We start from the raw sequence: 26,696 nt of genomic DNA on the forward strand, positions 1-26,696 counted from the left end.
TCAGGAGAATAGCCATGCCCCTGCAATCCAAGCTCGACGCTTTCAAAGCCGATTTCGAAGCCGGCAAACCACCGTATAAGGTTCCCTACGCAGTCATCGAGACGATGCACCGTGCCACGGCCGAACTGATCGCCTCCGGTGCTGCCCAGCGCGCTCTGAAGGCGGGCGACGAGCTGCCGGCCTTCATGCTGTCCGACCCGGAGGGCAACAAGGTCTCGTCCGACGATCTTCTGTCCAAGGGACCGCTGGTCATCAGCTTCTACCGTGGCGTCTGGTGCCCCTATTGCAATATGGAGCTTCAGGCACTGCAGGAAGCGCTCCCGCAGTTCAAGGAACTCGGCGCGAGCCTGGTCGCGATCTCGCCCCAGAATCCGGTGAACAGCCGCAAGTCCGTCCGGCAGAATAACCTGTCCTTTCCGATCCTGTCGGACCCGCACAACGACGTCGCCGCTGCTTTCGGCCTGCGCTTCGAAATGCCGGACTATCTGATCGATCTCTACAAGTCGCTGAAGAACGACCTGCCGGCCTTCAACGGTGATCCCAGCTGGACCTTGCCGATGCCGGCCCGCTTCGTCGTCGGCCAGGACGGCGTCGTCCTCTATGCCGAGGTCAATCCGGACTACACCCGCCGTCCCGAACCGGAAGACATGCTGCCGGCGCTGCGCCGCGCCGCCAGCCTCGCCGCCTGATCGAACCCGTTCAACAGGCCCCGCCCACAAGCAGCGGAGCCGAAGGATATCCCATGAAGAGAACCTTCCTGATCACCGGCGCCAGCAAGGGCATCGGCCTCGCACTGTCACACCGCCTCGCAAAACAGGGACACACCATCGTCGGCATTGCGCGCAACGCGTCGGAACGGTTTCCCGGTGAGCTACATCTCCTCGACCTCGCCGATCCGGCCGCTGGCGACGGGCTCGCGGCGATCATCCGGGAGGCCGAAGTCGACGGCGTCGTCAACAATGTCGGCCTCGTGCGTGCGGCCCCCCTTGGTGACATCGCTGTCTCGACGCTCGAGGAAGTCATGCGTGTCAATCTGCATCCGGCGCTGGTCGCGACGCAGGCAGCCCTTCCGGGCATGCGCTCACGCGGATGGGGAAGGATCGTCAATATCTCCAGCCTTACTGTGCTCGGCAGCGTCGAGCGCACGAGCTATGCAGCGGCCAAGGCTGCCCTCGTGAGCTTTACACGGAGCTGGGCGCTGGAGCTGGCCGCGACAGGTATCACGATCAACGCCGTTTCGCCGGGACCGACCGAGACCGAGCTGTTCAGGGCAAACAACGCCCCTGGGAGCGAGGGGGAGGCGCGTTATCTCGCCGGAATTCCGATGCGCCGTTTCGGCAAGCGGGAGGAAGTCGCTGCGGCAGTCGCCTTCCTTTTATCCGATGACGCAGCATTCATGACCGGTCAGACACTGCACGTCGATGGCGGCGCGTCGATCGGTAAGCTGTCACTATGATGGAGTTAAGGTCCTGCATCGGCGGGGCGCGGCAAAAATGAGCTCACATCTGATGCTAGCGTTCGTGGCAGGTCGGGTGGCACGGTGCCCAGGCGGAATGCACCACCAGGTCTACATGGTCGTCATCTGGCGCGGGGACATGTGGACGCGTCCGCGAAAGCGCCTGGGCGGCTAGCTTCAGGGAAGGGGCATTACGGTGACAGTGCTGGACTGCACCCCTTAAGTGAGACACGATAATTTCTGTGACAGGCATTTCGAGGATGACCTGTGGCAGCAAGAGGGAAGAACCGTCAGTTTCCGACGGCTTACAAACTGAAGGCGATCAAGCGCGTCGAGCGAGGCGAAGGCGTTCTGCCTGTGGCTCGCGAGCTTGGGATATCTCGCAAGATCCTGCATGACTGGATCAAGGCCTGGAAGGCGCAAGGACCCGAGGGATTGAACCGCAAGCGAGGGCCGAAGCCCGGCCCCCGGAAGCTCAAAGCTACGGCAACCTATGACGACAAGCGGTCTGCGCTGACGCGCGCAAATGCTCGCATCGCCGAACTCGAACGGCTTGTCGGCCGTCAGCAGATGGATCTCGATTTTTTTCGGCAAGCCTTGCGCGCATTGGAGCGGCCGGCAGCGCAAGGCGGACCCGCACCCGCATCATCGAAGTCATCCAAGCCATGACATCGGAGGCAACGGAGTCCCACGCCGACGTGCAACGGCTCTGCGGTCTGGCCGGCCTGCCACGCGCGACCTATTACCGGCATCTCAACAAACGCAGTCGTGAGACTGCCGACTGCGAGCTGCGCGACCAGATCCAACGCATTTGCCTGAAGCATCCGTTCTACGGCTACCGGCGCGTGACGGCCACCATCCGACGTAAAGGCATGGTCGTTAATGCTAAGAAGGTGCTCAGGCTCATGCGCGAGGACAATCTTCTCGCACAGCGCAAGGCGCCATTCCTGAAGCCGCCTGCAGAGCGACCAAGGGACATTGTCGTGGTGCCCAATCTGGTGCGCGGCCTGGTGCCGTCCGCTCCCGATCAGATCTGGGTCGCAGACATCACCTAAGTCCATCTCGCCACGACCTTCGCCTACCTCGCGGTCATCCTCGATGCCTTCTCGCGCAAGGCGGTTGGCTGGGCCTTCGAGAACACGCTCAATGCCTCGCTCGCGATTGCAGCATTGAACAAGGCCATCGAGGTCCGCAAGCCGCAACGCAGCAGCCTGATCCACCATTCCGACCGCGGCGTGCAAGGCGGATTCAAACGGTCGTCGCAACACTCCGAGGTTGGAGGTTGCGGTGAACATTCGAAAGCGGCGATCGGCACGATCAGGACGAGCGCCATTGCCATCGCCAGGGCGGCCGTCTGCTGCAGGGCGCGATGAACAGAATAGATTCTGGCGGGCGATCGCCAGGGGAGTGAGCAGCGAAGAGGCTGCGCTCGAAGCCGGAGTGTCGCAACCTGTCGGAACCAGATGGTTCCGAAAGGCGGGCGGCATGCCACCAGCGATGTTCAGATCTTCGGCCAAGCCGCTCTCTGGGCGGTACCTCTCGTTGATCGAGCGCGAGGAGATCGCACTCCTCAAGGTGCAGGGCCATTCCATACAGGAGATTGGACGCCGCCTCGGGCGGGCTGCCTCGACAATCTCCCGTGAACTGCGGCGCAATGCGGCCACCCGTAGCGGCGGGTTGGAGTACCGGGCGACGACTGCCCAGTGGCATGCAGATCGATCGGCCCGTCGTCCGAAGCTGACCAAGCTTGCGCTCAACACCACCTTGCGCACTTATGTGGAAGAGCGACTTGCCGGTGTCGTCGTGGCTCCGAGCGGCACTCCCGTTCCTGGCCCCGCCGTTCCGTGGAAGGGTCGCCGGCATGGGCCGCGCAAGGATCGGCGATGGGCCAAAGCCTGGAGCCCTGAGCAGATTGCCCGACGCTTGCCGATCGACTTCCCGGACGACAAGACGATGCGCATCAGCCACGAAGCTATCTATCAAGCCCTCTTCGTTCAGGGCCGTGGGGCGCTACGCCGCGAGCTGACGGCCTGCTTGCGAACAGGGCGTGCGTTACGGATGCCCAGAGCGCGCGTACGCAGGCGAGGCAAGGGCTTTGTCTCGCCGGAGATCATGATCAGTGAGCGCCCTGCTGAAGCGGCCGATCGAGCGGTGCCGGGACATTGGGAGGGAGACCTCATCCTCGGTCTTGGTAGCTCGGCAATCGGCACGCTGGTCGAGCGCACGACGCGCTTCACGATGCTCTTGCACCTTCCACGGTTGGCGGGGCATGGCGAAGCTCCGCGCGCGAAGAACGGGCCTGCGCTTGCGGGACACGGGGCCGAAGCCGTGCGCGACGCGATCACGCGCACCATCGTCACCTTGCCCGAAGAACTCCGTCGTTCGCTGACCTGGGATCAGGGAGCCGAAATGGCTCAGCACGATCGTCTCAAGATCGATGCGGGTATCCAGGTTTACTTCTGCGACCCGCAGAGCCCTTGGCAGCGCGGTACTAACGAGAACACCAACGGATTGCTGCGGCAGTACTTCCCGAAAGGTACAGACCTGAGCATCCACAGCGCCGACGAGATATCCGCCGTGGCAGCGACCCTCAATGCCCGGCCGAGAAAGACACTGGGCTGGAAAACGCCGGCGGAGGCGCTTGACGAGTTGCTGTCATGAGTGAAAACATTTGGTGTTGCGACGACCGTTTGAATCCGCCCAATACGCGTCAATCGCCTATCGCCAAATATTAGCGGATCGCGACATCACGATCAGCATGAGCAGGCCGGGCAACCCCTTCGACAACGCCAAGGCTGAGAGCTTCATGAAGACGCTCAAGGCCGAGGAGGTCAACGGCAAGGCGTTCTCCGACATAAGAGACGCTCGCCGCCGGATCGATAGCTTCATTGCGGATGTCTACAACAAGGAGCGCCTGCACTCGGCGCTCGGCTATCGATCGCCTATTGAGTTCGAAGCCGCGTTCGCGCAAAACAAGGCACGATAGTCGTCGTGGCAACCCCACTGTCACAGAAATTATCGTGTCTCACTTAAGGGGTGCGGTCCAGTGCATAAAACTCCTGCACCTCGCCCGTTGTCGAAACTCCTCGCTGCCGAATTTGATAAGGGGGGATCTACCCGACAGGCAATCCCTTGTATGCCTGGCATGCGGCAACTGCCCGTCGTGCCAGTTTGTCGCGAAATCATCTCTTGCGCCGTCGGGTGGACCAGTGAGGGCGCTGTGGATCGCAGCCCTCTATATCGCGATCCAGCTCATCGAGAGCTACGTGATTACACCGCGAGTTCAGGAGAGAACGGTCTCTCTTCCACCGGCATTCACCATATCGATGCAACTGCTGTTCGTGGTCCTGTTCGGCACTTTGGGTCTTGCGTTGGCCACGCCTGTCGCGGCCGTGCTGCTTGCGTTGGGGAAACGCTTCTATGTCGCCGAGTTTCTCGCTCGCGAGCCGTGACAGGAAGGCATGAGTCGCGCGAGGCGTTGGTGCAAACGTGCCAAAGCCGAGGCACGATTTTCAATGATACTCAGAAATGACTCGTTGCTGTGCAGGCAATAGCAGCCGATAGTTGCCGAACGGAAGCTCGGCATGAGCGCGCAAAATATTCCTGTGGAATCAAGACGAAAGAAAATCGCCGGTCTCGCTATCGGTGCCCTGAGGCACCATCTCGGCAAAAGTCTTGAGGATCAGTGGTTTAGTCGCGCGCGAGATGATCGAGTGGGAGTAGTGAGCTTGCTCCCTCTAGACAAGTGGCGTCAAAGCTAGATCTCTGGAAAGTTGTCACGAGAAAATAAGGCCAGAGAGGCCGTGCTGAAAATCCAATGGCATTTGGAGTGTTCGTTCACCGGTTAGACTCGATTTACGACGACAGTCCAGCCGAGCAGTATCAATTTCCCGGCCAGTATCTCAGTCGCGCGGAGCCCTGCGTCGGCGATTGGGTAATCTATTATGAACCGAGCAAGGTCGCCGAGACGCGGGGCTATTTTGCAGTCGCGAAGGTCAGCCAAATCATTCCTGATCCGAGTATTTCCGGAATGTACGTGGCGTTGATTGAGCCCGGAAGCTATCTCGATTTCGCTAATCCAGTTCCATTCAGTGGGCCGGCTGGACCGATCGAGCGAGGCCTTCTCAACGACCAGGGACGGATTTCGGGGCGTGCTCAATCGGCAGTCCGTTCAATCTCGCCGAGTGATTTCCATAATATCGTCGAACTGGGATTTGCGGAGAAGACGCCTTTGTTGCCGAGGTTTGATGGTGATCTGCCATCATCCGGTCTAGACGAGGAGCAGCTGCCCTTTAGGTTTGGGCAAGAGCGGGAGCGAATTAGCGTCACCGTTTCAAGGGTCATGCGCGATCGAATCTTCCGGCGCGTGGTCCTACGCGCCTACGATGAGCGTTGCGCTATTACAGGATTGAAGCTTATCAATGGAAGCGGACGCGCCGAAGTTGCTGCGGCACATATCCGGCCAGTGGAAGCGAACGGGCCAGATATCGTTAGTAATGGAATCGCTCTTTCGGGTACGGCACACTGGATGTTCGATCGCGGTCTAATTGGTCTGGCTGACGACTTGGAGATATTAGTCTCTCGTCAGACGAATGATCCGGAAGGAGTTCGAACCATCATCAACAAAACGGGCCGGGCGCTTGCGCCGAGGCGTCAGTCGGATCGCCCACATCCGCATTTCTTAAAGTGGCACCGGGAGCACTGTTTTAAGCAATAGGCGGGCATTACGACGGCTGTGCAATATATCGGCTAAGTCGTGGTCTCAGCCGAGCGGCGGTCGAAGGCGCGGAACGCGTCGTAGGCTCGCGCGGACATGCGATTGGCGCGAGATATCGCGGAGGACAGCTCGTGTGATCGAGGATGACGACCGGAGTGAACAGATCTCCCGGATCGAGGCGCGGATCGAGGAGCTTGCCGAAGCGGCCGAGCGGTGTCGCAAGATCATCCTGGCTTCGAAGATCGTGATAGCAGGCGGCGCCGCCTTGCTGCTCGGCGCGGTGCTGGGCCTGCTCGGGTCCAATGCGCTCGCGCTCCTCGGGGCGATTGCCGCGGTGCTGGGCGGCATCGTCTCGCTCGGATCGAACGTCGGCACATTGCGACAGACCATGGCCGCGATGGCCGCCGCCGAGAGGTTTCGCTCGGACCTGATCGGCAGGATCGATCTTCGCCTGGTTGGTGATAGGCGATGAAGCGGATTGCAGCTCGCAGCTCCGCGATATCTTCGCAGATGGAGGAGCGCCTGAACGGGCGACGGCGATGCGGCAACGTCTGCCGTCCCGCTTCGTCGTTGGCCTGCGCGCAGCGACATCGGCCGACGGCATGATCGCGAATTTCTATCCCTTCGACATGATGTTTCTGGGCGCCGCCGCCACGTGCATCGTTAACGCGGTCACGGGCGTGAACCGGGCAGTGTATGACGTGACGAGCAAGCCGCCGGGGACGATCGCGTGGGAGTAGGGTGGTTCGCCTCGGCCGTACGCTGCAAGTAGTAGGTACCGATCAGCGTGCGGCTGCAGATGGTTTGGCGATCCGCAGGCCATCTTCCAGTGTCACGCCGTTTGCAGGTTGATCCGTCAGGATTGCCACAGGGAACAACAGCCTTGCGCCCTTGTCAGATCGCAACGGTGCCAATTGTTGTGTGCGCGATGCCGCAGCGGTGGCGCTCCCACATGGCGCCATAAAGACTTTCGAGAGCCGCTGTATAGGCGGCCACGTCGAAAAGCGGCGTCGTCATGCGGTTGCGTCGGAGCTTGGCTTTGCACGCATGCAGCAGGCCCGGCTGTGTCGCGAACGCCAAGGCGGCTGAAAAATACTCGTCCTCGTTTCGGGCTATCAGCTCCGGCATCCCGATCGCATGCAAGAGGCTTCCGGCCACTCGGGACGGAATTACGGTGACGCTGCACTCAACTATCGGCATGTCCGAGGACTGTGCCGGACGCGGAGCCCCCGTCGCACCAATGGTCAGCAGGCAATCATCGCCAGATAGTGTGGTCGGCAGCATCGATACGTTGCGGTACGCCATCTGGGCACGGCGAAATCGTGTGGTCCTGGCATCCCGTGCTGGTGTCCGCGCAACGCGCAAGCGTTGTCGCCAAAACGGGGGTAAGACAGCCGATCCCCGGGGAGAGCACGTATAACCCGTTCAAACCATTGCGCAGGGAAGGCCGGTTATTGGGCTGACCTGTGGTTCTGCCGCGTGCCTTTTTTGCTGCACGCGGACCGCGGGTATCAGCCGATACCCGACGAGGGCCGAACTGATCCAAAGCTCGGGCGCAACACGCCGCGAGATCGCGAATTCACGCCTACGCTATTTGACAAGTTGAGCACGGATGATTGCCGGAGTGCCGGCAAAATCGTAGGCTCGCGCGCCACGCGACCGGCGGTATGATCGCGGACCAGGGTTCTTTAGGGCGCACGACGGCGCGAAACATCCTCCACCAGCACTGCAAACCAATCGCCACATTGACGCAGGCGATAGAACAACGCCACGCTGCTGAGGTCGGCAAGGCCAACAGAAGCGGCCCACGCGGCTGTCGATCTCAACCCTCTTTCACCCAGACAATAGGCCAGCATCAGCCGCAGTAACGACACCGCATCTGGAATTTGGCGCCGCCGTACGAAAGCCTTCGTCTGGCGCGCACTTATCTCAAGCTGCGCAGCCCCGCCCAGCTGCGTAACCACTCTCGTCCAGTCCTCGTTCAGAAGCGATTCGTCTGCCATCCCCCCTTGGAATCACGTGTGATTCCAACACTCAAGAATAAACTTAACGCATATGCGGCATTCCCTGCGCCTCTTCGTTAAGAGGAGAAGTTCGCTTGAAAACACAACTCGGGCGGAGACCGTCGCGAGATAGCTTGGTCGTGCCCGCTGTTTGAATTGTAGAACGCGCGTTTGTGCGAAGTCCCGTGGCAGATCTGCAAGGGCAGGTGACCGACGATCGCTCAGGCGGAGTCGAGTCCGTCGTCGAACCGCATCAACACCCTGTCAGGGCAAGCGAGTGGATGGTGGTTGAGCCTCAATGCTTCGCGGCAGCCATCTGCTGACGCAGGCTGAGAGGGCGCATATCGGTCCAGACGCTGTTGATGTAGTCGAGGCATTGTGGCTTGGCGGCCTTTTCGCCAACGATCGACCAGCCTTTGGGAGGATCGCGATCGGCGCGCCAGATGGAGTACTGCTCCTCGGAGTTGACGACGACGTGGTACAGACGGTCTGAATGCTCGTCGTCATTGTCCATTTTTGGATGTCCTTGTTGGAAAGAGGTCGGTCGATCAACTCAATTTGAGGTTATGGTTGATTTCTAGCGTGCACAAGATCATTAGCATACCTCTGCGATGTTTTTTCGTGGCTGAGCTGACACCTCGCGCATGCCGGAAGTACCTGATGCCGGTTCGTAAGATAGGCTTCCGCAAAACGGTGCTGCGCAGGGTCCTCTTTGGCGTCGCGTTGGCTCTCTTTATATGTGTGGTTGTAATTGGAGGCGTCCTGTTTTGGTTGTACAGTGGCCTGCCGCAACCATCCGAGACATTGGTGAGGCCCGGTACGAAGGCTTCGATCCTTGTCACGCGCGATGACGCGGGATTGCCGACGATCGAGGCGCCGACCGCCGATGACGGCGCATTTGGACTTGGCTATGTTCATGCGCAGGACCGTCTGTTCCAGATGGACCTGACGAGAAGGTACGGGGCAGGACGCCTGTCCGAGTGGTTCGGTCGAGCCGGTCTGGGTAGCGATCGTTTCATGCGGACGCTCGGACTGAGCGGGTTGGTCGAAAAGCAATATCGCCAGCTATCGGCGCCAGTGCAGGCGATGCTGCGAAGCTACGCGGAGGGGGTGAACGCCTATGCCGCGTCAGGATTCCGAGCGCTCTCGCCGGATTATTACGCGCTCAACGTCGGCTTCGAACCCTGGCGTCCTGAGGATTGCCTGCTCTGGGCAAAGCTGATCGATATCGAGCTGACGGGAAATTTCAGGGACGAGCTGTTGCATGCTCAGCTGCTGCGCAAGCTTCCGCCGGCCGATCTCGATGTCCTGTTTCCCTCCTACCCGCGAACGGCGCCCGTCGTGCTCGAGCGTACGAGGGCCGAGCTTGACCACATTCCCATCGAGCAGATCTATGCAAGCCTGCCGGACGGTGTCGGTGCGTTCGAGGCGTCCAACAACTGGGTTCTGTCGGGTAAGCGAACCGCATCCGGAAAGCCGCTGCTCGCCAACGATCCCCACTTGAGATTCGGGATCCCAAGTGCCTGGTATCTGGCGCGCGTGAAGACCCCCACGGAGACCTTGACCGGCGCAAGCGCTCCCGGAACTCCGTTCATCCTGATCGGACACAATCGACACATCGCATGGGGAATCACCGCGACCCGGAGCGACGTCGCAGATCTCTTTATAGAGAAGCTCGATGCCGCCAACCGTGAGGCCTACCTGACGCCCGATGGGTCGGAGCCGTTCGAGAGCCGCCAGGAGATCATCGCGGTCAAGGGCGAAGCGCCGATCGCGATGACTGTCCGCAGCACCAGGCACGGTCCCGTGATCTCGGACTTGGCCGAGTTTGCAAAGCAGGTTCCGTCCGCAGATCACGTGCTGTCGCTGCAGGCGACCTGGCTCAGCAGCGAAGACACCTCTCCCGAAGCAGCGTGGGGCTTGAGCCGCGCGCAGAACTGGGACGAATTCCGTCAGGCTCTCCGTAAGCTGACCGCGCCGCAACAGAATTATGTCTACGCCGATACGTCGGGCAACATCGGCTTCATCGCGCCGGCGCGGATCCCGATCCGGTCCGCGGGCGACGGCTGGCTGCCGGTGCCGGGCTGGGACGGCAAGCACGATTGGAGCGCAATTGTCCCGTTCGACGATCTGCCGGCAAGCTTCAATCCGCTGACCGGCGTGATCGTGACCGCCAACAACAAGTTGCAGGAGGGCGACTATCCCTTTCTCGCGCGGGACTGGATTCCGCCCTTTCGTGCAGAGCGGATCAAGGAATTGCTTGGGCGGGACCGGCCATTCTCCGCGGACGACATGGATGATATCCAGCATGACACGGTGTCATTGGCCGCGCGGCAACTCGTGCCGTTTCTCCGTGACGTAAAATTGTCGACCCCGCTGTCGCAAGATCTCGCCGGCCTGTTGCAGCGATGGGACGCGCGGATGGCCGCCGACCGCATCGAGCCGCTGATTTTCTCGACCTGGCTCAAGGAGTTGAACAGGTCATTGCTGCAGCCTCGCCTCGGGTCCCTTTATCAGAGCTATGGAAGCTTCCATCCGGATGTCATTTATCTGATCCTGACGCAGCATCCGGACTGGTGTGACGATCCAGCGACGACCGAAACCGAAGCGTGTGACGCCAAGATTGCCAGAGCGTTCGACCTCGCTATCTCGCAGCTCGTCGAGCGCCTCGGTCAACCTTCGGACCGCTGGCGCTGGGGTGATGCCCACCATGCCATTTTTTCCCATCCGCTGTGGTCCCGCGTGCCCCTCATTGCGGGCGTGTCCAACTTCGAGCCGCCAGCCGAAGGAAGCACCGACACCGTCAGTAATGCCGCGATCTCCTTCTCCAACGATGTTGGAAGGTTGCCGAGCTATTTCGGCTCGACGATGCGAATGGTCGTTGATCTTGCCGATCTCGATGCCTCCCGCTTTATGATCGTGCCCGGCCAATCCGGGAACCTGATGTCGAGGCATTACGGCGACCTGCTGCCTTCCTGGCAGACGAGGCAGTGGCTGCGTTTCAAGAAGCCGTGACGCCATGGGCCACGTCGCGAGCCGGCCGGCTCCATTGGACTGATCTCGTCCGCTGCTGTGTCTCGCAAGCCGCGGACACCCAGAGCAGCTTGCGCGGTAGGCCCGTTTTTTCTCAGTTGCATCAAGCAATTAAGGGTTGTGTTGTTATTTTGTAGTAGAAAACGACTGCCGATCTCATCGCTTGGCGATCGATTGATCTGCAAAGCTATTAGTTGTGAAAAAATCCGATTGACTCTGTTGCAACCTTAGCGAAAATACCTCTCATAAGACGACCGTGAATGCCGCGGGATTTGCATTGTTCGTCATCCGGCGGGGGAAGTAGGTGGTGTTATGTTGCGTGGCGCCACATCTCGAACGATCAATGATCTCGTGCGTCATCGTTCGATCAGTCAACCGGACGACATTGCCTATCGCTTTCTGTCCGATGACGGCGCCGCGTACAGAGAGATCTCGTACCGCTCTCTTGAAGAGAGTTCGCGCCGGATCAGCGCATGGGTCGGATCGCGCGGGCTTTCCGGCCAACCAATTCCGCTGATCTTTGCGCCCGGCCTGGATTTCATTTTCGCGTTCTATGGCTGCCTTCGCGGCGGAGCCATTGCCGTCCCCCTCAGTCTTCCGAGCTTCTCCGGTGGAGCTGGACGCGTGAGCGCGGCGCTCGCGGACATCCGTCCGTCGGTCATTCTGGTGGGGGGCTCGGAGGCCGGGCGTGTTCGCCGAGAGCTCACGCGCGGCAAGGTAGGGCTCGCATTCGACATCGTGTCGTTTCCCGAGGCGCTCGAGAGTGAGCACCAGGGGCGCGAGCCGGACCTCGACCCGGATGTCCTCGCCTTTCTTCAGTACACGTCGGGTTCGACGGCCTCCCCGAAGGGCGTCGAGATCTCGCACCGCAACCTGCTACACAACGTTGGCCTGATAGCAGCAGCATCTCAGGTCGACGAACGAAGCGTGGGGGTGAGCTGGCTGCCGCACTTCCATGACATGGGTTTGATCGGCGGAATTTTGATGCCGCTGTATGCAGGCTTTCCTGTCACCTTGATGTCACCCGCCTCGTTCCTGCGCCGTCCGGTCCGGTGGTTGGAAGCAATTTCGAGATTTGCTGCGACCATCAGCGGTGCGCCGAACTTCGGATATGAGCATTGCCAGCGTGAGCTCGCTGGTGACGCGTTGCGATCGATCGACCTGTCGTCGTGGCGAACGGCTTATACGGGTGCGGAGCCGATCCGTGTGGAGACGGTCGAAAGCTTCTGCGCCGCCTTCGGTCGGGTCGGCTTCCGCAAAGAGGCGATGTTTCCCTGCTACGGGCTGGCTGAGGCGACGCTGATGGTCAGCGGACAGAGCTGGAGCGATCGCAGCGCGCAGCGCTTCGATCGATCCTCGCTGGAGATCGGTCGCGTGGCAGAGCCTTCTCGCGACCAAGAGGGTGTCGACTTGATCGGCGCGGGCCCGGTGCTCGATGGTCACCGGGTGGTGATCGTCGATCCCGCGTCGAGGATGATCTGTCCTGATGGTGCGGTGGGCGAGATTTGGCTGCACAGCGAGAGCGTCGGCCGGGGATATTGGAATCGTCCTGACGAGAGCCTGACGGTGTTTCGCGCGCGTCCGCTCGGCATGGATAAGGAGTTCCTGCGCACGGGTGACCTCGGATTTGTGTGGCATGAGCAATTGTTCGTCACCGGCCGGCACAAGGATCTCCTGATCATTCGCGGTGCAAACTTTCATCCTTATGACATCGAACATGTACTCGAAGCGGCGGTCCCGTGGCTTCGTGCCGGCTTTGGAGCGGTGTTCTCGGTCGAGGAGGAGCGAGAGGAAAGGCTGGTTGTCGCGTACGAACTGGACGATGCGGGACGCAGGCCGTCGGAGGCTGATTTCGAGGCTGTCGTAGGTATCCTGTCCCGAGAGTTCGGGCTGCAGCCGCACGCCATCGTCCTGGTCAGGCGCAACAGGATTCCGAGAACCACAAGCGGGAAGATCCGGCGTCAGCAATGCCGCGCAGAATTCCTGGCCGGGCAGCTCGCGATGGTCGCGGAGTGGCGATTTCGGACCAGTCCGGTACGGAGCGAGGCTGATAGCTTGGAGATCCGCCTGACCGACGCTGCCGATGTGGAGCAGGCCGTTCGGCATGTCTTCAAGGCACATCTTGCCGAGCTGCTCGGAATGCCGGCGGATCATATCGATGAGGATCGATCAATCTACGACCTCGGCATCGATTCGCTGATGGCCTCGCGCCTCCAGAACAGGATCGAGGACAGCCTCGGCATCAGGCTCGAGCTGGCCAGAGTGTTGGAGGCCGGAACTGTCGGCTGCATGGTGCAGCAGGTGGCGGCTCAGGTGGAGAGCGGCGCGCGGCGCCGGTCTGCAGCCATCATCGACGAGATGTTCGAGCGGGTCGCCAGCCTTTCGGACGACGAAGTGTCCCGCCTGCTGGCCTTGGACGAGCATCAGGAAGCTGGGGAACGTCGTGAATAAGCAGCATGACTTTGGTGCTCTGTCCGACGACAGACGGCGGCTTCTCGATCGGTTGTTGAAACAGGAAGGCATCGGTCGAACGAGCCAGCCAGTCGTCCGGCATCGCGTCGGCGAACGTCTGCCGTTGTCCTCTGCGCAGAAGCCGCTCTTGTTCGGCGGGCAGCTGTTCGGAGACGATGCGGTCTACAACATCTGTGCTGCAGCAGAGCTCAGCGGGACGCTGGACGCAACGGTGTTGCGGCAATGTTTTGAGGAGATCGTGCGTCGGCACGAGACGTTGCGAACGCGATTCGAGGCTCTGGACGGGGAAGGCGCGCAAGTGGTCGATGCGCCCAGACCGTTTTACATCGACATGGCTGATCTGTCCGGCCTCGGGGCGGATATGCGGGAGGCGGCAAGTCGCCGCCTGATGGAGGAAGAGGCGCGCCGTCCCTTCGTTCTGACGCAGGCCCCGCTGCTGCGGGCCAAGGTCATCCGGCTCGGCGACCGCGAGCATCTGCTGATCGTCACGATGCACCACATCGTGTCCGACGGCTTGTCGATGGGACTTCTGATCAGCGAGCTGGCGACGCTATATGACGCGTTCATCCAGCGGCAGCCATCGCCATTGCCGGAGCCGGTGATCCAGTTCGCCGACTTCGTGCAGTGGCAGCGGACCGCGCTGGATGAGGAGACGCTGAAGAAGCATGTCGACTATTGGAAGATGTGGCTGCGGGATGCGCCTGCGGCCCTCGAGCTTCCGATCGATCGGCCGAGGCCGAAAACGACGAGCTCCGCTGGCGCAGCGCTGAATTTTACGCTGTCGCCCGACTTGGCGGAGAAGTTGCGCGCCTTCGTGCGGCGCGAGCAGGTGACTTTATATATGGTGCTGCTGGCTGCGTTTCAGCTCCTGCTGAAGCGCTACAGCGGGCAGCTGGACATCATGATCGGCACACCGATCGCGGGGCGGCCGCGCCGGGAGTTCGAAGGACTGATCGGGCTGTTCGTCAACACGGTGGTGATGCGGACAGACCTGTCGGGCGACCCGACGGTTCGTGAGCTGCTGAAGCGGGTCAAGGATGTTGCCCTCGGTGCCTATGAGCACCAGGGGTTGCCGTTCGCAACGCTCGTGGAAGAGCTGATGCCGTCCCGCGACCCGGGCCGGCATCCGCTCGTTCAAGTCTTTTTTGCGCTTCAGCCGCCGGCTTTGCCGGTCAAGGCCTTCGGGGGACTGACGCTGACGCGCTACGAGGAGGTCAAGACCGCCGCAAAGTTCGATCTCTCGCTGTACATGACGCCGGAGGATCATGCGCTCGAAGGGCAGATCGAGTATGCGAGCGATCTTTTCGATCGCACCACGATCGAGCGGCTGGCCGGACATTACCAGGCACTGCTCGAGGCGATGGTCGTCTCGCCCGAGAGGCGGTTATCCGAGCTGGCCATGCTGCCCGCGACCGAGCGGCATCGGCTGGTGGAGGAATGGAACGCGACGACGGTCGCAGTGCCGCGTGATGTGTGCATTCACGACCTTGTTGCGCGGCAGGCGGAGCTGACGCCCAACGCGGTCGCGATTATCCATGAGGACCAGCGTCTGAGTTATCGCGACCTGGATGGCCGCGCCAACCGGCTGGCGCATCACCTCCGGGAGATCGGCGTCGGGCCGGAGGTCGTGGTCGGACTATGCGTCGAGCGGGGTCCGGACATGGTGGTCGGACTGCTCGGCATTCTAAAGGCGGGTGGGGCCTATCTGCCGCTGGATCCGAGCTATCCGCGGGAACGGCTGGCCTTCATGATGTCCGATGTCGGGGCGTCCGTACTGGTGACGCAGGCGGACCTCGTCGGCGCATGGCCCGATCATGACGGTGACGTCGTGCTGATCGATGCCGATTGGAAGAATATCGAGTCGAGGCCGGCCACGGCTCCCGTCGGCCATGGTCCATCTCCCGACAATCTGGCCTATGTCATCTATACGTCGGGATCCACCGGGACGCCGAAAGGCGTGCTGGTGACACATGCAGCGGTGATCAATTTCCTCCACGAGATGGCGAAGGCGCCGGGGATCGATTCGAGCGATGTGCTGGCTGCGGTCACGCCGATCTCGTTCGACATCGCGGCCCTCGAGATCTATCTGCCGCTGACGACAGGCGCGCGCGTGGTGATCGTTCCACGGCGCGTCGCCGTCGATGGCTTCGAACTGACGCGCGTTCTCGACGAGTCCGGGGCGACCATCGTCCAGGCGACGCCGTCCACCTGGCGTCTGCTGGCCGAGGCGAAATTTCGTCCGGCTCAGCCGCTGAAATGCCTGTGTGGCGGCGAGGCGATGCCGGTCGATCTTCCCGCGCAGCTCGCGCAGATGGCCTCGTCGGTCTGGAACATGTATGGCCCGACCGAGACGACGATCTGGTCTACGGTCTGCAGGCTGGATCCGGCGCGGGACGTCGTCATCGGTCATCCGATCGCAAACACGGCCCTCTATGTGCTGGACGAGGATTACAATGTCGTCCCGATCGGTGTCGTTGGAGAGCTCTATATCGGCGGCGCCGGACTCGCCCGCGGCTATTGGCATAGGCCCGACCTGACGGCCGAGCGATTCGTGCCGGATCCGTTCGGCGACGGCACGCGGCTGTACAGCACGGGCGATCTGGTGCGTTATCGCGCCGATGGTCATCTCGAGTATCTCGGGCGGATCGATCATCAGATCAAGATCCGCGGCTACAGGGTCGAGCTCGGTGAGATCGAGGCCGCGCTCGCGGACCATGAGGACGTGGCGCAGGCGGTTGTGGTGGCGGGCGGTGAGGACGCAGGCCGGCATCTCATCGCCTATGTCGTTCCTCATCAGCGGCCCGCGACGGCCGAGCCGACCCTGCCGTTCGGGCTGTTCTACTTCGCCGAGGGCGGCGGCAACGACAATCCATCGGACATCTATCGTCTCTATATCGACAGTGCGCGGCGCGCCGATCAGCTCGGGCTGGCAGCAATCTGGACGCCGGAGCGGCACTTCACCGACGTGGCCGCCGCCTATCCGAACCCATCGCTCCTTGCGGCTGCGATTGCCACGTCGACCACGCGCGTGAAGCTGAGGGCAGGCAGCGTCGTGCTGCCGCTGCACGAACCGCTCAGGGTGGCCGAGGAATGGGCGGTCGTGGACAATCTGTCCGGCGGCAGGGCAGGGGTGGCCTTTGCGCCAGGATGGCTGGCCGACGATTTCGTCTTCGCGCCCGGACGCTATGCCGATCGGGCCGCGCAGACGTTGACGATGATCGACGAGGTGTGCCGGCTCTGGCGGGGCGAGGCCGTCGAGCGCTGCAACGGTGCAGGACAGACGGTTGTCGTGCGGACGCTTCCGCGTCCCATCCAGCGCGAGCTGCCGGCATGGCTGACGACATCAGGCTCGATGCGGAGCTTCGAATCCGCTGCGGAAAACGGCCTCAACGTCCTGACCGGACTGTTGAACCAGTCGATCGAAGAGCTGGCGGACAATATCGCGCGTTATCGCAGCACGCTGCGGTCGAAAGGTTTCGATCCGGCCAGGTTCGTTGTCACCGTGATGCTCCATACGCTGGTGGCCGACACTGATGAGACTGCTCTTGCGCTCGCGCAAGAGCCTATGCGCAGGTATCTGGCCTCGCACGCGGAGCTGAGGAGGCGGCTACTCGGAACCAGCAATCTGGCTGCGGAAGCCAGCGATGTGAGCACCGAGCTGATGCTCGATGAGCTGTTGAAGCGCTATGTCGGGCAGATTTCGCTGCTCGGCTCGCCAAGCAGCTGCGCCGATCTCGCCGAGCGTCTGCATGCGATCGGGGTCGACGAGATCGCCTGTCTCATCGACTTCGGCGTGTCCGAGGATGACATCCTCGGAAATCTCCACCACATCAAGCGGCTGCAGGATGTCTGCGATCTTCGCTTGAAGCGTGGCGAGCTGCAGGATCGGCTCGCGCTTCGCCTGCTGCCGCACATGATGCCGCGGGAGATCGTGGTCCTGGACCGGCTGCCGCTCACGGCAAATGGCAAGGTCGACAGGCGAAGGCTGTCGAGCCATGTCGCTGCCGTCACTGAGAGCTCCGCCGCGCCGGTGGTCGCGCGCACCGCGACTGAACGAACGCTGGCGAAGATCTGGGCTCATGTGCTGCACCGGAGCGCGCCCGGCATCCGCGACAACTTCTTTCAGCTCGGCGGCCATTCGCTGCAGGCCCTTCGCCTCGTCGAACGGATTCGATCGGAGATGGGAGTAGACCTGTCGCTCCGCCAGCTGTTCGAAGCGCCCACCATCGAAAGGCTGGCGCAGCATATCGACCAACTGGCGGGACAGGCGGCCGTCGCAGATCCGACGACGCTCCTGGTTCCGGATGAGGACGCCCGGTTTCGACCTTTCCAGCTGACGGATATCCAGCAGGCCTATTGGGCCGGCCGCGGCAGCGCATTCCCGCTCGGCAATATCGGCGCTCACAGCTACTACGAGTTCGATGCTGCCGAGCTCGACCTTCGGCGGTTCGAGCAGGCAGTCAGATCGGTCATCGAACGACATGACATGCTGCGCGCGGTCATCCTCTCCTCAGGAGAGCAGCAGGTTATGCCGGAGGTCCCGCCCTTTCAGGTGCGGATCGACGATCTGCGTAACCTGTCGCCCGATGAGGCGGCGGGGCGCATGTCCGCCTTGCGTGGGCGAATGTCCCACCAGGTGTTCGACGTCTCTCAATGGCCGCTGTTCGAAATCCGGGCAGCCGTGTTGCCGGGAGGCAGGACCCGTGTCTTCGTCAGCTTCGACATCCTGATCGGAGATGCGTGGAGCTTCTCGATCTTCAATCGAGACCTCAAGGAGTTCTACCAGGATCCGGCGAGGCAAATTGTGCGGCCGGCCTGCGCTTTCCGCGACTATGTCCTGGCGCGCCAAGGCGCCGGAGCTGCTGCCGTGGAGCGCGCGCGACATTATTGGGAACAGCGGCTGGCGGATTTTCCGCCGGCTCCGGCGCTGCCACTCACGCAGGACATCCGGCGCATCGATCGGCCGGAGTTCAAACGGATGTCCAGGACGGTGACGGCGAGCGCATGGCAGGAGCTGCAGCGCCAAGCCAAGCAGTCGGGCGTGACGCCGGCGGTCGTCCTGCTGACCAGATTCGCCGATGTGCTGGCGCAGTTCAGCGGCCTGTCGCGGTTCGCCCTCAATCTGATCCTGTTCGATCGCAAGCCGCTGCATCCAGCTATCGCTGACGTGATCGGCGACTTCACGTCGATGACGCTGCTGGACGTCGATCTCGCGTCCGCCACGTCGTTCGCGTCGCGGGCGCGGCGTGTGCAGGACCGGCTCTGGCAAGATCTCGATCATAGCGCCATCAGCGGCGTTCAGGTTCTGCGTTTGTTGTCGCAGCAGGCCGGGAAACCCGTCCTGATGCCGATCGTGTTCACGAGCCTGCTGGGCGCCGGCGAGCCGGACGGCGAGGTGAAGGAGTTGCTCGGCGCGTCGGAAGTGAGCTTCAATCTGACGCAGACCCCCCAAGTCATTCTCGACTGCCAGGTCTCGGAAAGCAGGGATGGGCTGCACGTCGCCTGGGATGCGGTGTTCGCGCTATTGCCGGATGGCCTCCTGGAGGCGATGTTCGAGAGCTATCTGAGATCGCTGAACAACCTCGCCGCAGATGCTCGCCGTTGGCAGGATGCCTGTCGTCCGGAGCTGCCCGGCGAGCAGGCGGCGGTCCGGCTGCGGGTCAACGCCACCTCGAGGGCGGTTCTGCCGCGCGCCTTGCATCACGAGTTTCTCGCGCGCGCCAAGTCGACGCCGCAGGCGCCGGCGCTGTTGGCGGATGATTGCGAGATGAGCTACGCCGAGCTCGAGCGCCAGTCTCGCCTTTTAGCCAGCCGGCTCGTGGCGATGGGAGCGGGCCCGAACCGGCTCGTCGCCGTCGTGATGGACAAGGGGTGGGAGCAGGTCGTCGCGGTCCTCGCCGTGCTGCGGGCGGGAGGCGCCTACCTTCCGATTGACGCGCGGCTCCCGGATGCGCGCCTCCAATTCATGCTCAGCAACGGGGAGGTCAGGATCGCCCTCACGCAGCCGTGGCTGGCCGAGGCGACCGGCTGGCCGGCGGGCGTAACGTGCGTCGTCGTGATGAAGGAAAGTGACGACGTTGTCGCGTTGAACCAACGGCTGCCGGAGATCGATCCATCCGACATCGCCTATGTGATCTACACCTCCGGTTCGACGGGCCATCCGAAGGGAGTGGTCATCGCCCATGAGGCAGTCGTCAACACCGTCCTCGACGTCAATGAACGGTGCCGGCTTGGCGCCAGCGACCGGGTGTATGCGCTCTCCTCGCTGAGCTTCGATCTCTCAGTCTACGACATTTTCGGGCCGCTGTCGGCGGGCGCTGCGATCGTCGTTCCGGGCCGGGCAGAAACCGCGGATCAGGGGAAATGGACATCGGCGGTCAGGCGCTGGAACGTGACTGTCTGGAATTCGGTTCCGGCGCTGTTCGATCTTCTGGTTGAAGAGGCGATCGAGGCGCAGGTGCCGCTTCCGAGCCTGCGGATCGCGATGCTGAGCGGCGACTGGATTCCGCTTGGCCTGCCCGCCAAGGCACGGCGTGTTGCGCAAGGGCTCGGTGTGCTGGCGATGGGCGGTGCGACCGAGGCGGCGATCTGGTCGAACTACAAATGGGTGGACGCGATCGAGTCGGATTGGAGCAGCATTCCCTACGGCTATCCGCTGACCAACCAGTTCTACGAGATCCTCAATGACGATCTCGCGCCGTGTCCCGACTGGGTCGAAGGCGACCTCTATATCGGCGGCCTCGGGCTTGCGCGGGAATATTGGCGGGACGCCGAGCGAACCGCTCGGAGCTTCTTCGTTCATCCTCAAACCGGACGGCGCTTGTACCGCACGGGCGATCGCGCCCGCTACCGGCCGGATGGCGAGATCGAATTCCTCGGCCGGCGCGATCAGCAGGTGAAGGTGCAGGGGTATCGGATCGAGCTGTCCGAGATCGAGCAGGCGCTGCTCGAACGTCCCGGGGTGCGGGCCGCTGTGGTCGTGATGGTCGGGGAGCGGTTCGGCGCAAAGCGCCTCGTCGCTTATGTTGTTTCACCGCCGGAATTCGACGTTGAGGCACTGCGGGATCAGCTGGCGGATCGCATTCCCGACTACATGATCCCCAGCGTTTTCGTCCGCATGGACAGGCTCCCGCTTTCGTCGAACGGAAAGGTCGACCGCATGGCGCTTCCTCAAGTCCTTCCATCACCGTCCGCCGGCAAGGGGACCGAGGCTCCGAGCGACGAGATTGAACGCTTCATCTCCGGTGTATGGGCCGAAGTGCTCGTCATCGAGAGCCCCGGCCTTCATGATAATTTCTTCGAGATTGGCGGCCAGTCGATCTCGCTGATGCGGATCCGAAGAATTCTCCAGACCAAGTTCGAGCGCGATGTTCCGGCCGCGATCTTCTTCGAGCGGCCGACGATCGCGACGCTCGCACAGTTCTTCCGCAACGCCGACGCCGGCGGCAATCTCGACCGGAGCCAGTTCCGCGGTGAAAACCGCAGGAGACGACTCGCGCGGCGGGGATCTGACCAGTTGCCGACCCAGTCGGTCGCCGACGAGCATGAGGACAGCTGGCAGGTCCTGACGCGGATCTATCAGACGCTCCACTCCTGGCGGGCTCACGTCGAACGCGACCCGATTGTCCCGTCGCTGCAGTCGGAGGTCGCGCGCGGGGAGTTCAAGAGCCGGCGGCCGGGAATTCGTTCGGGGGGCGTCCTGTCCTCGGTCGCGCTGTCCGGCGGAGGTCCGGATGATGCGGTGCTGCGGCGCCGCAGCAGCGCGCGCGACTTCGAGGATGCGCCGGTCGATGCCGCCGCGCTCGCGGACCTCTTGTGTCATCTTCGCAGCAGGGGCACGGCGGACAAGGTCAAATATCGGTACGCCTCCGCGGGCGGGCTGTATCCCGTACAGCTCTATGTCGCCGTTCACCGGTTGACCGAGGCCAGAGGCGTCGAGGGGATCGCAAACGGAAGCTACTACTACAACCCCGATCGCCATGCCCTGGAGCTGATCAGTCCGGATGAACCGTCGGCATCAGAGTTGCACCTTCCGATTAATCGCCCGGTGTTCAAGCGAGCGTCGTTTTCGCTGTTCCTGATCTGCGACCAGGATGCGATCGCTCCGGTTTATGGCGGTGAGAGCCTCCGGTTTGCGTTCCTTGAAGCAGGGATGATGTGCCAGCTGCTCGACGATGCCGCGCCTGACTGCGGCATCGGCCTAGCTCATCTGGGAGGAGTCGATTTCGCCCCCTATCGACCGCAGTTCCAGCTCGGCCCGCAGCACGTCCTTCTCCATGCCTATCTTGGAGGAGCGCACAAGAAGGTGTTTGTCGAGGCTTAGATATTTGGGTCGATTGACGGGATCGGCCGGGGAAAATGGGAGAAGAGGATGGTGGACGCCCACGAACACAGCATCGCCGTGATCGGCATGGCTGGAAGATTTCCCGGCGCGCCCGATCTCACGACCTATTGGTCGAACCTGACGCAGGGGATCGAGTCGATCAGGCAGGTGTCGGAGAAGGATCTCAAGGAAGCCGGCCTGAGTGCGGACAGGGTCGCCGATCCCAACTACGTCAGGGCATTCCCCGCGATCGAGGGAGCAACGCTGTTCGATGCCCGCTACTTCAACATCAGTGCGAAGGAGGTCGAATATATCGATCCCCAGCACCGGATCTTCCTCGAATGCGCCGTGCATGCCCTGGAGGATGCCGGGTGCGATCCGAAGCGCTACGACGGCAATATCGGCGTGTTCGGCGGCGTCAATCCGAACGCCTATCAGTTTCTCGCGCTTCGCAACCGGCTGCTGTCGGGAGCCCATGGATCCGTCGAGGACATCTTCGAGTCGCTCGAGACCGATCTGATGTTCTTCCTCGGGGGCGACAAGGACTATTTGTCGACCCGCGTCTCATACAAGCTCGATTTGCGGGGACCGAGTCTGAGTGTGCAGACCGCATGCTCCACCTCGCTCGTCGCCGTCCATCTGGCCTGTCAGAGCCTGCTCTCGGGAGAGTGCGAGGCGGCGCTCGCAGGCGGCGTTTCGGCCACGCCGGGCAGCTTCATGAAGCTCGGCTATATGGTGTCTCCTGGCATGACGTCGGCGGACGGGCATTGCCGGCCGTTTGACCATCGTGCCAACGGCACCGTGTTTGGCGACGGCGTCGGCATCGTCGTGTTGAAGCGGCTGGATCGTGCACTGGCCGATGGCGACAATATCAGGGCCATCATCCGTGGATCGGCCATCAACAATGATGGCTCGTCGAAGGTGGGATTTGCGGCGCCGAGTCTGGAAGGTCAGGCGTCGGTCGTCGTGGAGGCGCATGCGGTCGCGGGCGTGCCCGCGTCGGCGATCAGCTATGTCGAGGCTCATGGCACCGGGACGTCGCTCGGAGACCCGATCGAAGTCGCTTCGCTCACCCGTGCGTTCCGCAATTCGAGCGCGAACACCGGCTTCTGCGGTCTCGGCTCGGTCAAGTCCAACCTGGGACATCTCAACACGGCAGCCGGCGTTGCCGGGCTCATCAAGGTCATCCTGGCGCTCGAGAACGAATGCTTGCCCCCGAGCATCAACTACGAGGCGCCGAACCCGCAGATCGATTTCGAGCAGACGCCGTTTTTCGTGGTCAACTCGCTGCGAGACTGGCCGCGCTCCGAGAAGCCGCGGCTGGCCGGGGTCAACGCCTTCGGGATCGGCGGCACCAATGCGCATCTCGTCGTCGAGGAGGCGCCGCTCCGGCGGCCGATCTCGTCCCGCAAGACCTGGCACGTGCTGCCCATATCGGCAAAGAGCGAGCAGGCGCTGACGCGTCTTGCGGATCGCCTGCAGGACCACATGTCGGCAGAGCCGGAGGTCGAGATTGCCGACGTCGCGCACACGCTCGCCACGGGACGTCCGCTGCACAGGATCCGAAGGGCCATCGTGTGCCAGGACCGCGTCTCGGCCGTCGACGCCTTGCGTTCGTCATCGGCACGCGCGGTGGCCTCCAGCGACAACTGCCCGGCGTACTTCATGTTTCCGGGGCAGGGCACGCAGCGGCTGGACATGGGGCGGGCGCTCTATCTTGAGGAGCCGGCCTACCGCTCGGCGTTCGACGACTGCGCCAACGGTCTGAAGCGGCACATCGAGACGGATCTGCGCGAAATCGTATTTCTGCGCAATGGGGCCAGTGATGACGCCGTTGCAAGGTTGACGTCGACCGAGTTCGCACAGCCGGCCATTTTCTCGGTCAGCTATGCGATGGCGGCGCTGTGGCGCTCGCGCGGGGTCGAGCCGGCCGGCATGATCGGGCACAGCGTCGGGGAGTTTGCCGCGGCCTGCATCGCCGGGGTGTTGACGCTTGAGGATGCGCTGAAGGCCGTCGCGCTGCGCGGGCGCCTGATGCAGCAGCAGCCCGCTGGAAAGATGCTCGTCGTGCCGATGGCGTTCGACGAGGTCCTGCCGCTGTTGGGAGACGATGTTTCGGTCGCCGCGATCAATGCGCCGGGGGCCGTTGTCGTGTCGGGGCCTGCAGCTGCGATCGCCGAGCTCGAGGCCAAGCTGCGTGAGCGGGCCGTCATGTGCTCGGCGCTCCACACCTCGCATGCGTTCCATTCGGCCATGATGAGCGGAGCGGTGAAGCCGCTCGTCGAGGTCATGAGCGGGATCACGCTCCGTGCGCCGAGGATTCCCTACGTGTCCAATGTCAGCGGAACGTGGATCACGGCGGAGCAGGCGACCAATCCCGCATATTGGGGAGAGCAACTGCGAGCGCCCGTGCGGTTTTCTGAAGGCGTGCGGACGATCCTGGACAACAAACCGGGCGCGCTGATCGAGGTCGGACCCGGCCGTGCGCTCTGGAGCCTGGCGCGCCAGAACCTGCGCGAGTCCGACGGTGCCGCGATCCTGAGCTCGATGCCGAGTCCGGATGATCTCGCCGGAGAGGTGAGATCTCTCAACCAGGCGCTCGGCGAGGCCTGGATGTCGGGATGCGCGATCCACTGGGACGCGCAATATCGCGATGAACGACGGGTCAAGGTGTCGTTGCCGAACTACCCATTCGAAGGTGAGGAGATCCTGCACAGGATCACTCTGGGGTCTGACCGGCCAGCGCGTGCGGACGTCCGGCGGCCGGCCGAACCGCGATCCCAGGCGCCTGATTTCATCCTGGCCCCGTATTGGCGATCCACGAGCGCGGCAGGGCGTTCGGCAGCCGACGTTCAGCTCGACGGCCAGAACTGGCTGGTGCTGGCCGGCGCCAACGGGCTGAGCGGCGCGGTGGTCGACCATCTGAACCGGCGCGGAGCAAACGTCGTGGTCGTCAGGCGCGGCCGCGACTTCGGTGTTTCTGGCAACGAGGTATCCCTGTCGGGCGTCACCCCGGACCAATTCGCGAAGCTGTTCGGCGAACTCGAAGGGCGGTCGTTCGCGCCAGAACGTGTTGTCTATCTCTGGTCCCTCGATGCGCCGCGTATCGACCTCGACAATATCGACCCGGTCCTCGACACGGATTTCTTCGGCTTGATGTATCTGGTTCAGTGGATCGACCGGACCCAGTCGGGACGACGGACGCGTATCGCGATCGCCGCAACGCGAAGCGTCGACGTGGTCGGTGGTGAGATCGTCGATCCCACTGCGGCGATCCTGCGTGGGCCTTGGCTGGTTGCTCCGATCGAGCACAAATACATCTCCTGTCTCTACTTCGACCTTCCGGAGAGCTGCAGGTTGCCGGGAGACCAGGACGAGGATCTCGTTGGCAGGTTGGTCGGAGATGTCGCGGCCGACGACACGCCGACGCTGCTTGCCTACCGACAGGATCGGACGTGGACCACCGCGTTCGAAAAGATCGCGCTGAAGGCGCCGGACCAGGTCAAGCCCATCATTCGCCCAGGCGGCGCATATCTGATCACGGGAGGGCTGGGCGACCTCGGCCTCGCGGTGGCGTCTGCGCTCGCGGAGATGGGGGCCGGCAGCCTCGTCCTGACCGGCCGCACGAGATTGCCGCCGCGCGCGGAGTGGGACAACTGTCTGGCAAGTCCTGACGGCGACTCGCGGGTGGAGCAGATCCTGGCCCGCATCCGTCAGATCGAGGCGAAGGGGGCAGTCGTCATCGTCGGGACGGCGGATGTCGCCGATCGCAATGCCATGCGCGCCGTCGTTGACGACGCGCGCAGGGCGTGCGGCCAGATCAATGGCGTGTTCCACGCGGCCGGCCTGCCTGGCCGCGACATCATCGTCTCGCGAACGAGGGAGGACGCGCTCACCGTGCTGTTGCCCAAGATCGCAGGGACGCTGATCCTTGACGAGCTGCTCCGCGACGAGCCGCTGGATTTCGTCGTGCTGTTCTCGTCGCTCAGTGCCGTGGCCGGCGGAGTCGGCATGGTCGACTATGTGGCCGGCAATGCGTTCCTGGACGCATTCGCCGTCAGCCGCCGTGCCGCGAAGCGCCCGCCGAAGATCGTGTCGATCGACTGGGACATCTGGAGCGAGATCGGGATCGCGGCCCGCCTGGCGCAGGACTTCAAGGGCTCGGGCAGTCTTCGTTTGCGCGACGGCCTCGCGACCGACGAGGCGATCGACGCCTTGATGCGGATCCTGCAAAGCGGCCTGTCCCAGGTCGTTGTGTCGAAAAATCTCAGCAGGAAGCTCGGTCATTTGTCGGCTGAGGGAGCAATGAGCGGGCCCGCGGAAGAGCCGGCCCGCGATGCCCCTGATGGCGGTCGGAAGGAGACAGGGCAGCGCCGCGTGCGGCCGGACATCAGCGCCAGATTCATGGAGCCGAGCAACGAGATCGAGCAAGTGATCGCTGAATTCTGGGCGACCGCCTTGAACCTCGACCGCGTCGGCACCGAGGACGATTTCTTCGAACTCGGCGGCGACTCGCTGCTGGCGATGCAGATGATCCCGAAGCTCATCAGCCGATTCCAGATCGAGCTGATGCCCCGAGACCTGTTCGAGGGCGGTACGGTCGCAGGCATCGCACGGGTCATCGAGAACAAGCTGATCGACGAGATCGACGCCCTCGAGGACGCATAGTCGGCGCCGGCTTCGACCGGCCTG

16 protein-coding genes and 2 pseudogenes are annotated in these 26,696 nt (G+C 62.7%); 15 read left to right on the forward strand and 3 right to left on the reverse strand.

What is annotated here, in order from left to right; genetic code table 11:
* Positions 1–14: 14 nt before the first annotated feature.
* From QX034_RS26950 to QX034_RS27000, 11 genes and pseudogenes are all read left to right on the forward strand, one after another.
* A complete protein-coding gene (locus QX034_RS26950) occupies positions 15–689 on the forward strand; it encodes a peroxiredoxin-like family protein (protein ID WP_315705388.1) in 675 nt (224 codons plus the stop codon).
* A gap of 53 nt (positions 690–742) precedes the next feature.
* A complete protein-coding gene (locus tag QX034_RS26955; RefSeq protein WP_315705389.1) occupies positions 743–1,456 on the forward strand; it encodes an SDR family oxidoreductase in 714 nt (237 codons plus the stop codon).
* Between the two features lie 267 nt (positions 1,457–1,723).
* Positions 1,724–2,125, forward strand: a complete 402-nt coding sequence (locus tag QX034_RS26960) for a helix-turn-helix domain-containing protein (protein ID WP_315705390.1) — start codon at positions 1,724–1,726, stop codon at positions 2,123–2,125.
* Complete coding sequence (locus QX034_RS26965) at positions 2,122–2,511, forward strand: IS3 family transposase (protein WP_315705391.1); 390 nt, start codon at positions 2,122–2,124, stop codon at positions 2,509–2,511. The genes QX034_RS26960 and QX034_RS26965 overlap by 4 nt, the downstream gene beginning before the upstream one ends.
* A 27-nt stretch (positions 2,512–2,538) precedes the next feature.
* Positions 2,539–2,829: pseudogene (locus QX034_RS26970) on the forward strand (DDE-type integrase/transposase/recombinase); the annotation flags it as partial.
* Between the two features lie 112 nt (positions 2,830–2,941).
* Entirely contained in the window at positions 2,942–4,117 is a 1,176-nt protein-coding gene (locus tag QX034_RS26975) for an IS30 family transposase (protein ID WP_315767476.1), read from the forward strand.
* A gap of 13 nt (positions 4,118–4,130) precedes the next feature.
* Positions 4,131–4,442, forward strand: a complete 312-nt coding sequence (locus QX034_RS26980) for a transposase (RefSeq protein ID WP_410050933.1) — start codon at positions 4,131–4,133, stop codon at positions 4,440–4,442.
* Positions 4,443–4,665: 223 nt separating this feature from the next.
* Entirely contained in the window at positions 4,666–4,908 is a 243-nt protein-coding gene (locus QX034_RS26985) for an AI-2E family transporter (protein WP_315705392.1), read from the forward strand.
* Positions 4,909–5,273: 365 nt separating this feature from the next.
* Complete coding sequence (locus tag QX034_RS26990; RefSeq protein WP_315705393.1) at positions 5,274–6,173, forward strand: HNH endonuclease; 900 nt, start codon at positions 5,274–5,276, stop codon at positions 6,171–6,173.
* Between the two features lie 136 nt (positions 6,174–6,309).
* Positions 6,310–6,645 (forward strand): hypothetical protein, encoded by a 336-nt coding sequence (locus tag QX034_RS26995; RefSeq protein WP_315705480.1) that lies wholly within the window; start codon positions 6,310–6,312, stop codon positions 6,643–6,645.
* 91 nt (positions 6,646–6,736) lie between these two features.
* Positions 6,737–6,913: pseudogene (locus tag QX034_RS27000) on the forward strand (GMP synthase (glutamine-hydrolyzing)); the annotation flags it as partial.
* Positions 6,914–7,067: 154 nt separating this feature from the next.
* Here the strand turns inward: QX034_RS27000 and QX034_RS27005 are convergent.
* The 3 genes from QX034_RS27005 to QX034_RS27015 form a co-directional block, all read right to left on the reverse strand.
* On the reverse strand, positions 7,068–7,478 hold the full coding sequence (locus tag QX034_RS27005; protein ID WP_315705394.1) for a hypothetical protein: 411 nt from the start codon (positions 7,476–7,478) through the stop codon (positions 7,068–7,070).
* 383 nt (positions 7,479–7,861) lie between these two features.
* A complete protein-coding gene (locus QX034_RS27010; RefSeq protein ID WP_315705395.1) occupies positions 7,862–8,176 on the reverse strand; it encodes a hypothetical protein in 315 nt (104 codons plus the stop codon).
* Between the two features lie 295 nt (positions 8,177–8,471).
* Positions 8,472–8,690, reverse strand: a complete 219-nt coding sequence (locus tag QX034_RS27015; protein WP_315705396.1) for an MbtH family protein — start codon at positions 8,688–8,690, stop codon at positions 8,472–8,474.
* A 2-nt stretch (positions 8,691–8,692) separates the two neighbouring features.
* Here QX034_RS27015 and QX034_RS27020 point away from each other — a divergent pair, with 2 nt between their 5' ends.
* From QX034_RS27020 to QX034_RS27035, 4 genes are all read left to right on the forward strand, one after another.
* Positions 8,693–11,191, forward strand: a complete 2,499-nt coding sequence (locus tag QX034_RS27020) for a penicillin acylase family protein (protein WP_315752403.1) — start codon at positions 8,693–8,695, stop codon at positions 11,189–11,191.
* Positions 11,192–11,521: 330 nt separating this feature from the next.
* A complete protein-coding gene (locus QX034_RS27025) occupies positions 11,522–13,660 on the forward strand; it encodes an AMP-binding protein (protein ID WP_316196034.1) in 2,139 nt (712 codons plus the stop codon).
* Positions 13,653–22,004 carry a non-ribosomal peptide synthetase gene (locus QX034_RS27030; protein ID WP_315705399.1) on the forward strand — a complete coding sequence of 2,784 codons (8,352 nt, stop codon included), beginning with the start codon at positions 13,653–13,655 and terminating at the stop codon, positions 22,002–22,004. Before QX034_RS27025 ends, QX034_RS27030 begins: the two co-directional genes overlap by 8 nt.
* A 48-nt stretch (positions 22,005–22,052) precedes the next feature.
* Positions 22,053–26,672 (forward strand): polyketide synthase, encoded by a 4,620-nt coding sequence (locus QX034_RS27035; protein ID WP_315705400.1) that lies wholly within the window; start codon positions 22,053–22,055, stop codon positions 26,670–26,672.
* The last annotated feature ends 24 nt before the right edge of the window (positions 26,673–26,696 follow it).

It is taken from the genome of Bradyrhizobium sp. SZCCHNR3119, from assembly GCF_032487775.1.
Taxonomy (GTDB): domain Bacteria; phylum Pseudomonadota; class Alphaproteobacteria; order Rhizobiales; family Xanthobacteraceae; genus Bradyrhizobium.

Bases quoted from the DNA above. Each gene is read 5' to 3' on its own strand.
- QX034_RS26950 (WP_315705388.1), top strand. From the start codon at position 15: ATGCCCCTGCAATCCAAGCTCGACGCTTTCAAAGCCGATTTCGAAGCC.
- QX034_RS26955 (WP_315705389.1), top strand. From the start codon at position 743: ATGAAGAGAACCTTCCTGATCACCGGCGCCAGCAAGGGCATCGGCCTC.
- QX034_RS26965 (WP_315705391.1), top strand. From the start codon at position 2,122: ATGACATCGGAGGCAACGGAGTCCCACGCCGACGTGCAACGGCTCTGC.
- QX034_RS26975 (WP_315767476.1), top strand. From the start codon at position 2,942: ATGCCACCAGCGATGTTCAGATCTTCGGCCAAGCCGCTCTCTGGGCGG.
- QX034_RS26990 (WP_315705393.1), top strand. From the start codon at position 5,274: ATGGCATTTGGAGTGTTCGTTCACCGGTTAGACTCGATTTACGACGAC.
- QX034_RS27005 (WP_315705394.1), bottom strand. From the start codon at position 7,478: ATGGCGTACCGCAACGTATCGATGCTGCCGACCACACTATCTGGCGAT.
- QX034_RS27010 (WP_315705395.1), bottom strand. From the start codon at position 8,176: ATGGCAGACGAATCGCTTCTGAACGAGGACTGGACGAGAGTGGTTACG.
- QX034_RS27015 (WP_315705396.1), bottom strand. From the start codon at position 8,690: ATGGACAATGACGACGAGCATTCAGACCGTCTGTACCACGTCGTCGTC.
- QX034_RS27025 (WP_316196034.1), top strand. From the start codon at position 11,522: ATGTTGCGTGGCGCCACATCTCGAACGATCAATGATCTCGTGCGTCAT.
- QX034_RS27035 (WP_315705400.1), top strand. From the start codon at position 22,053: ATGGTGGACGCCCACGAACACAGCATCGCCGTGATCGGCATGGCTGGA.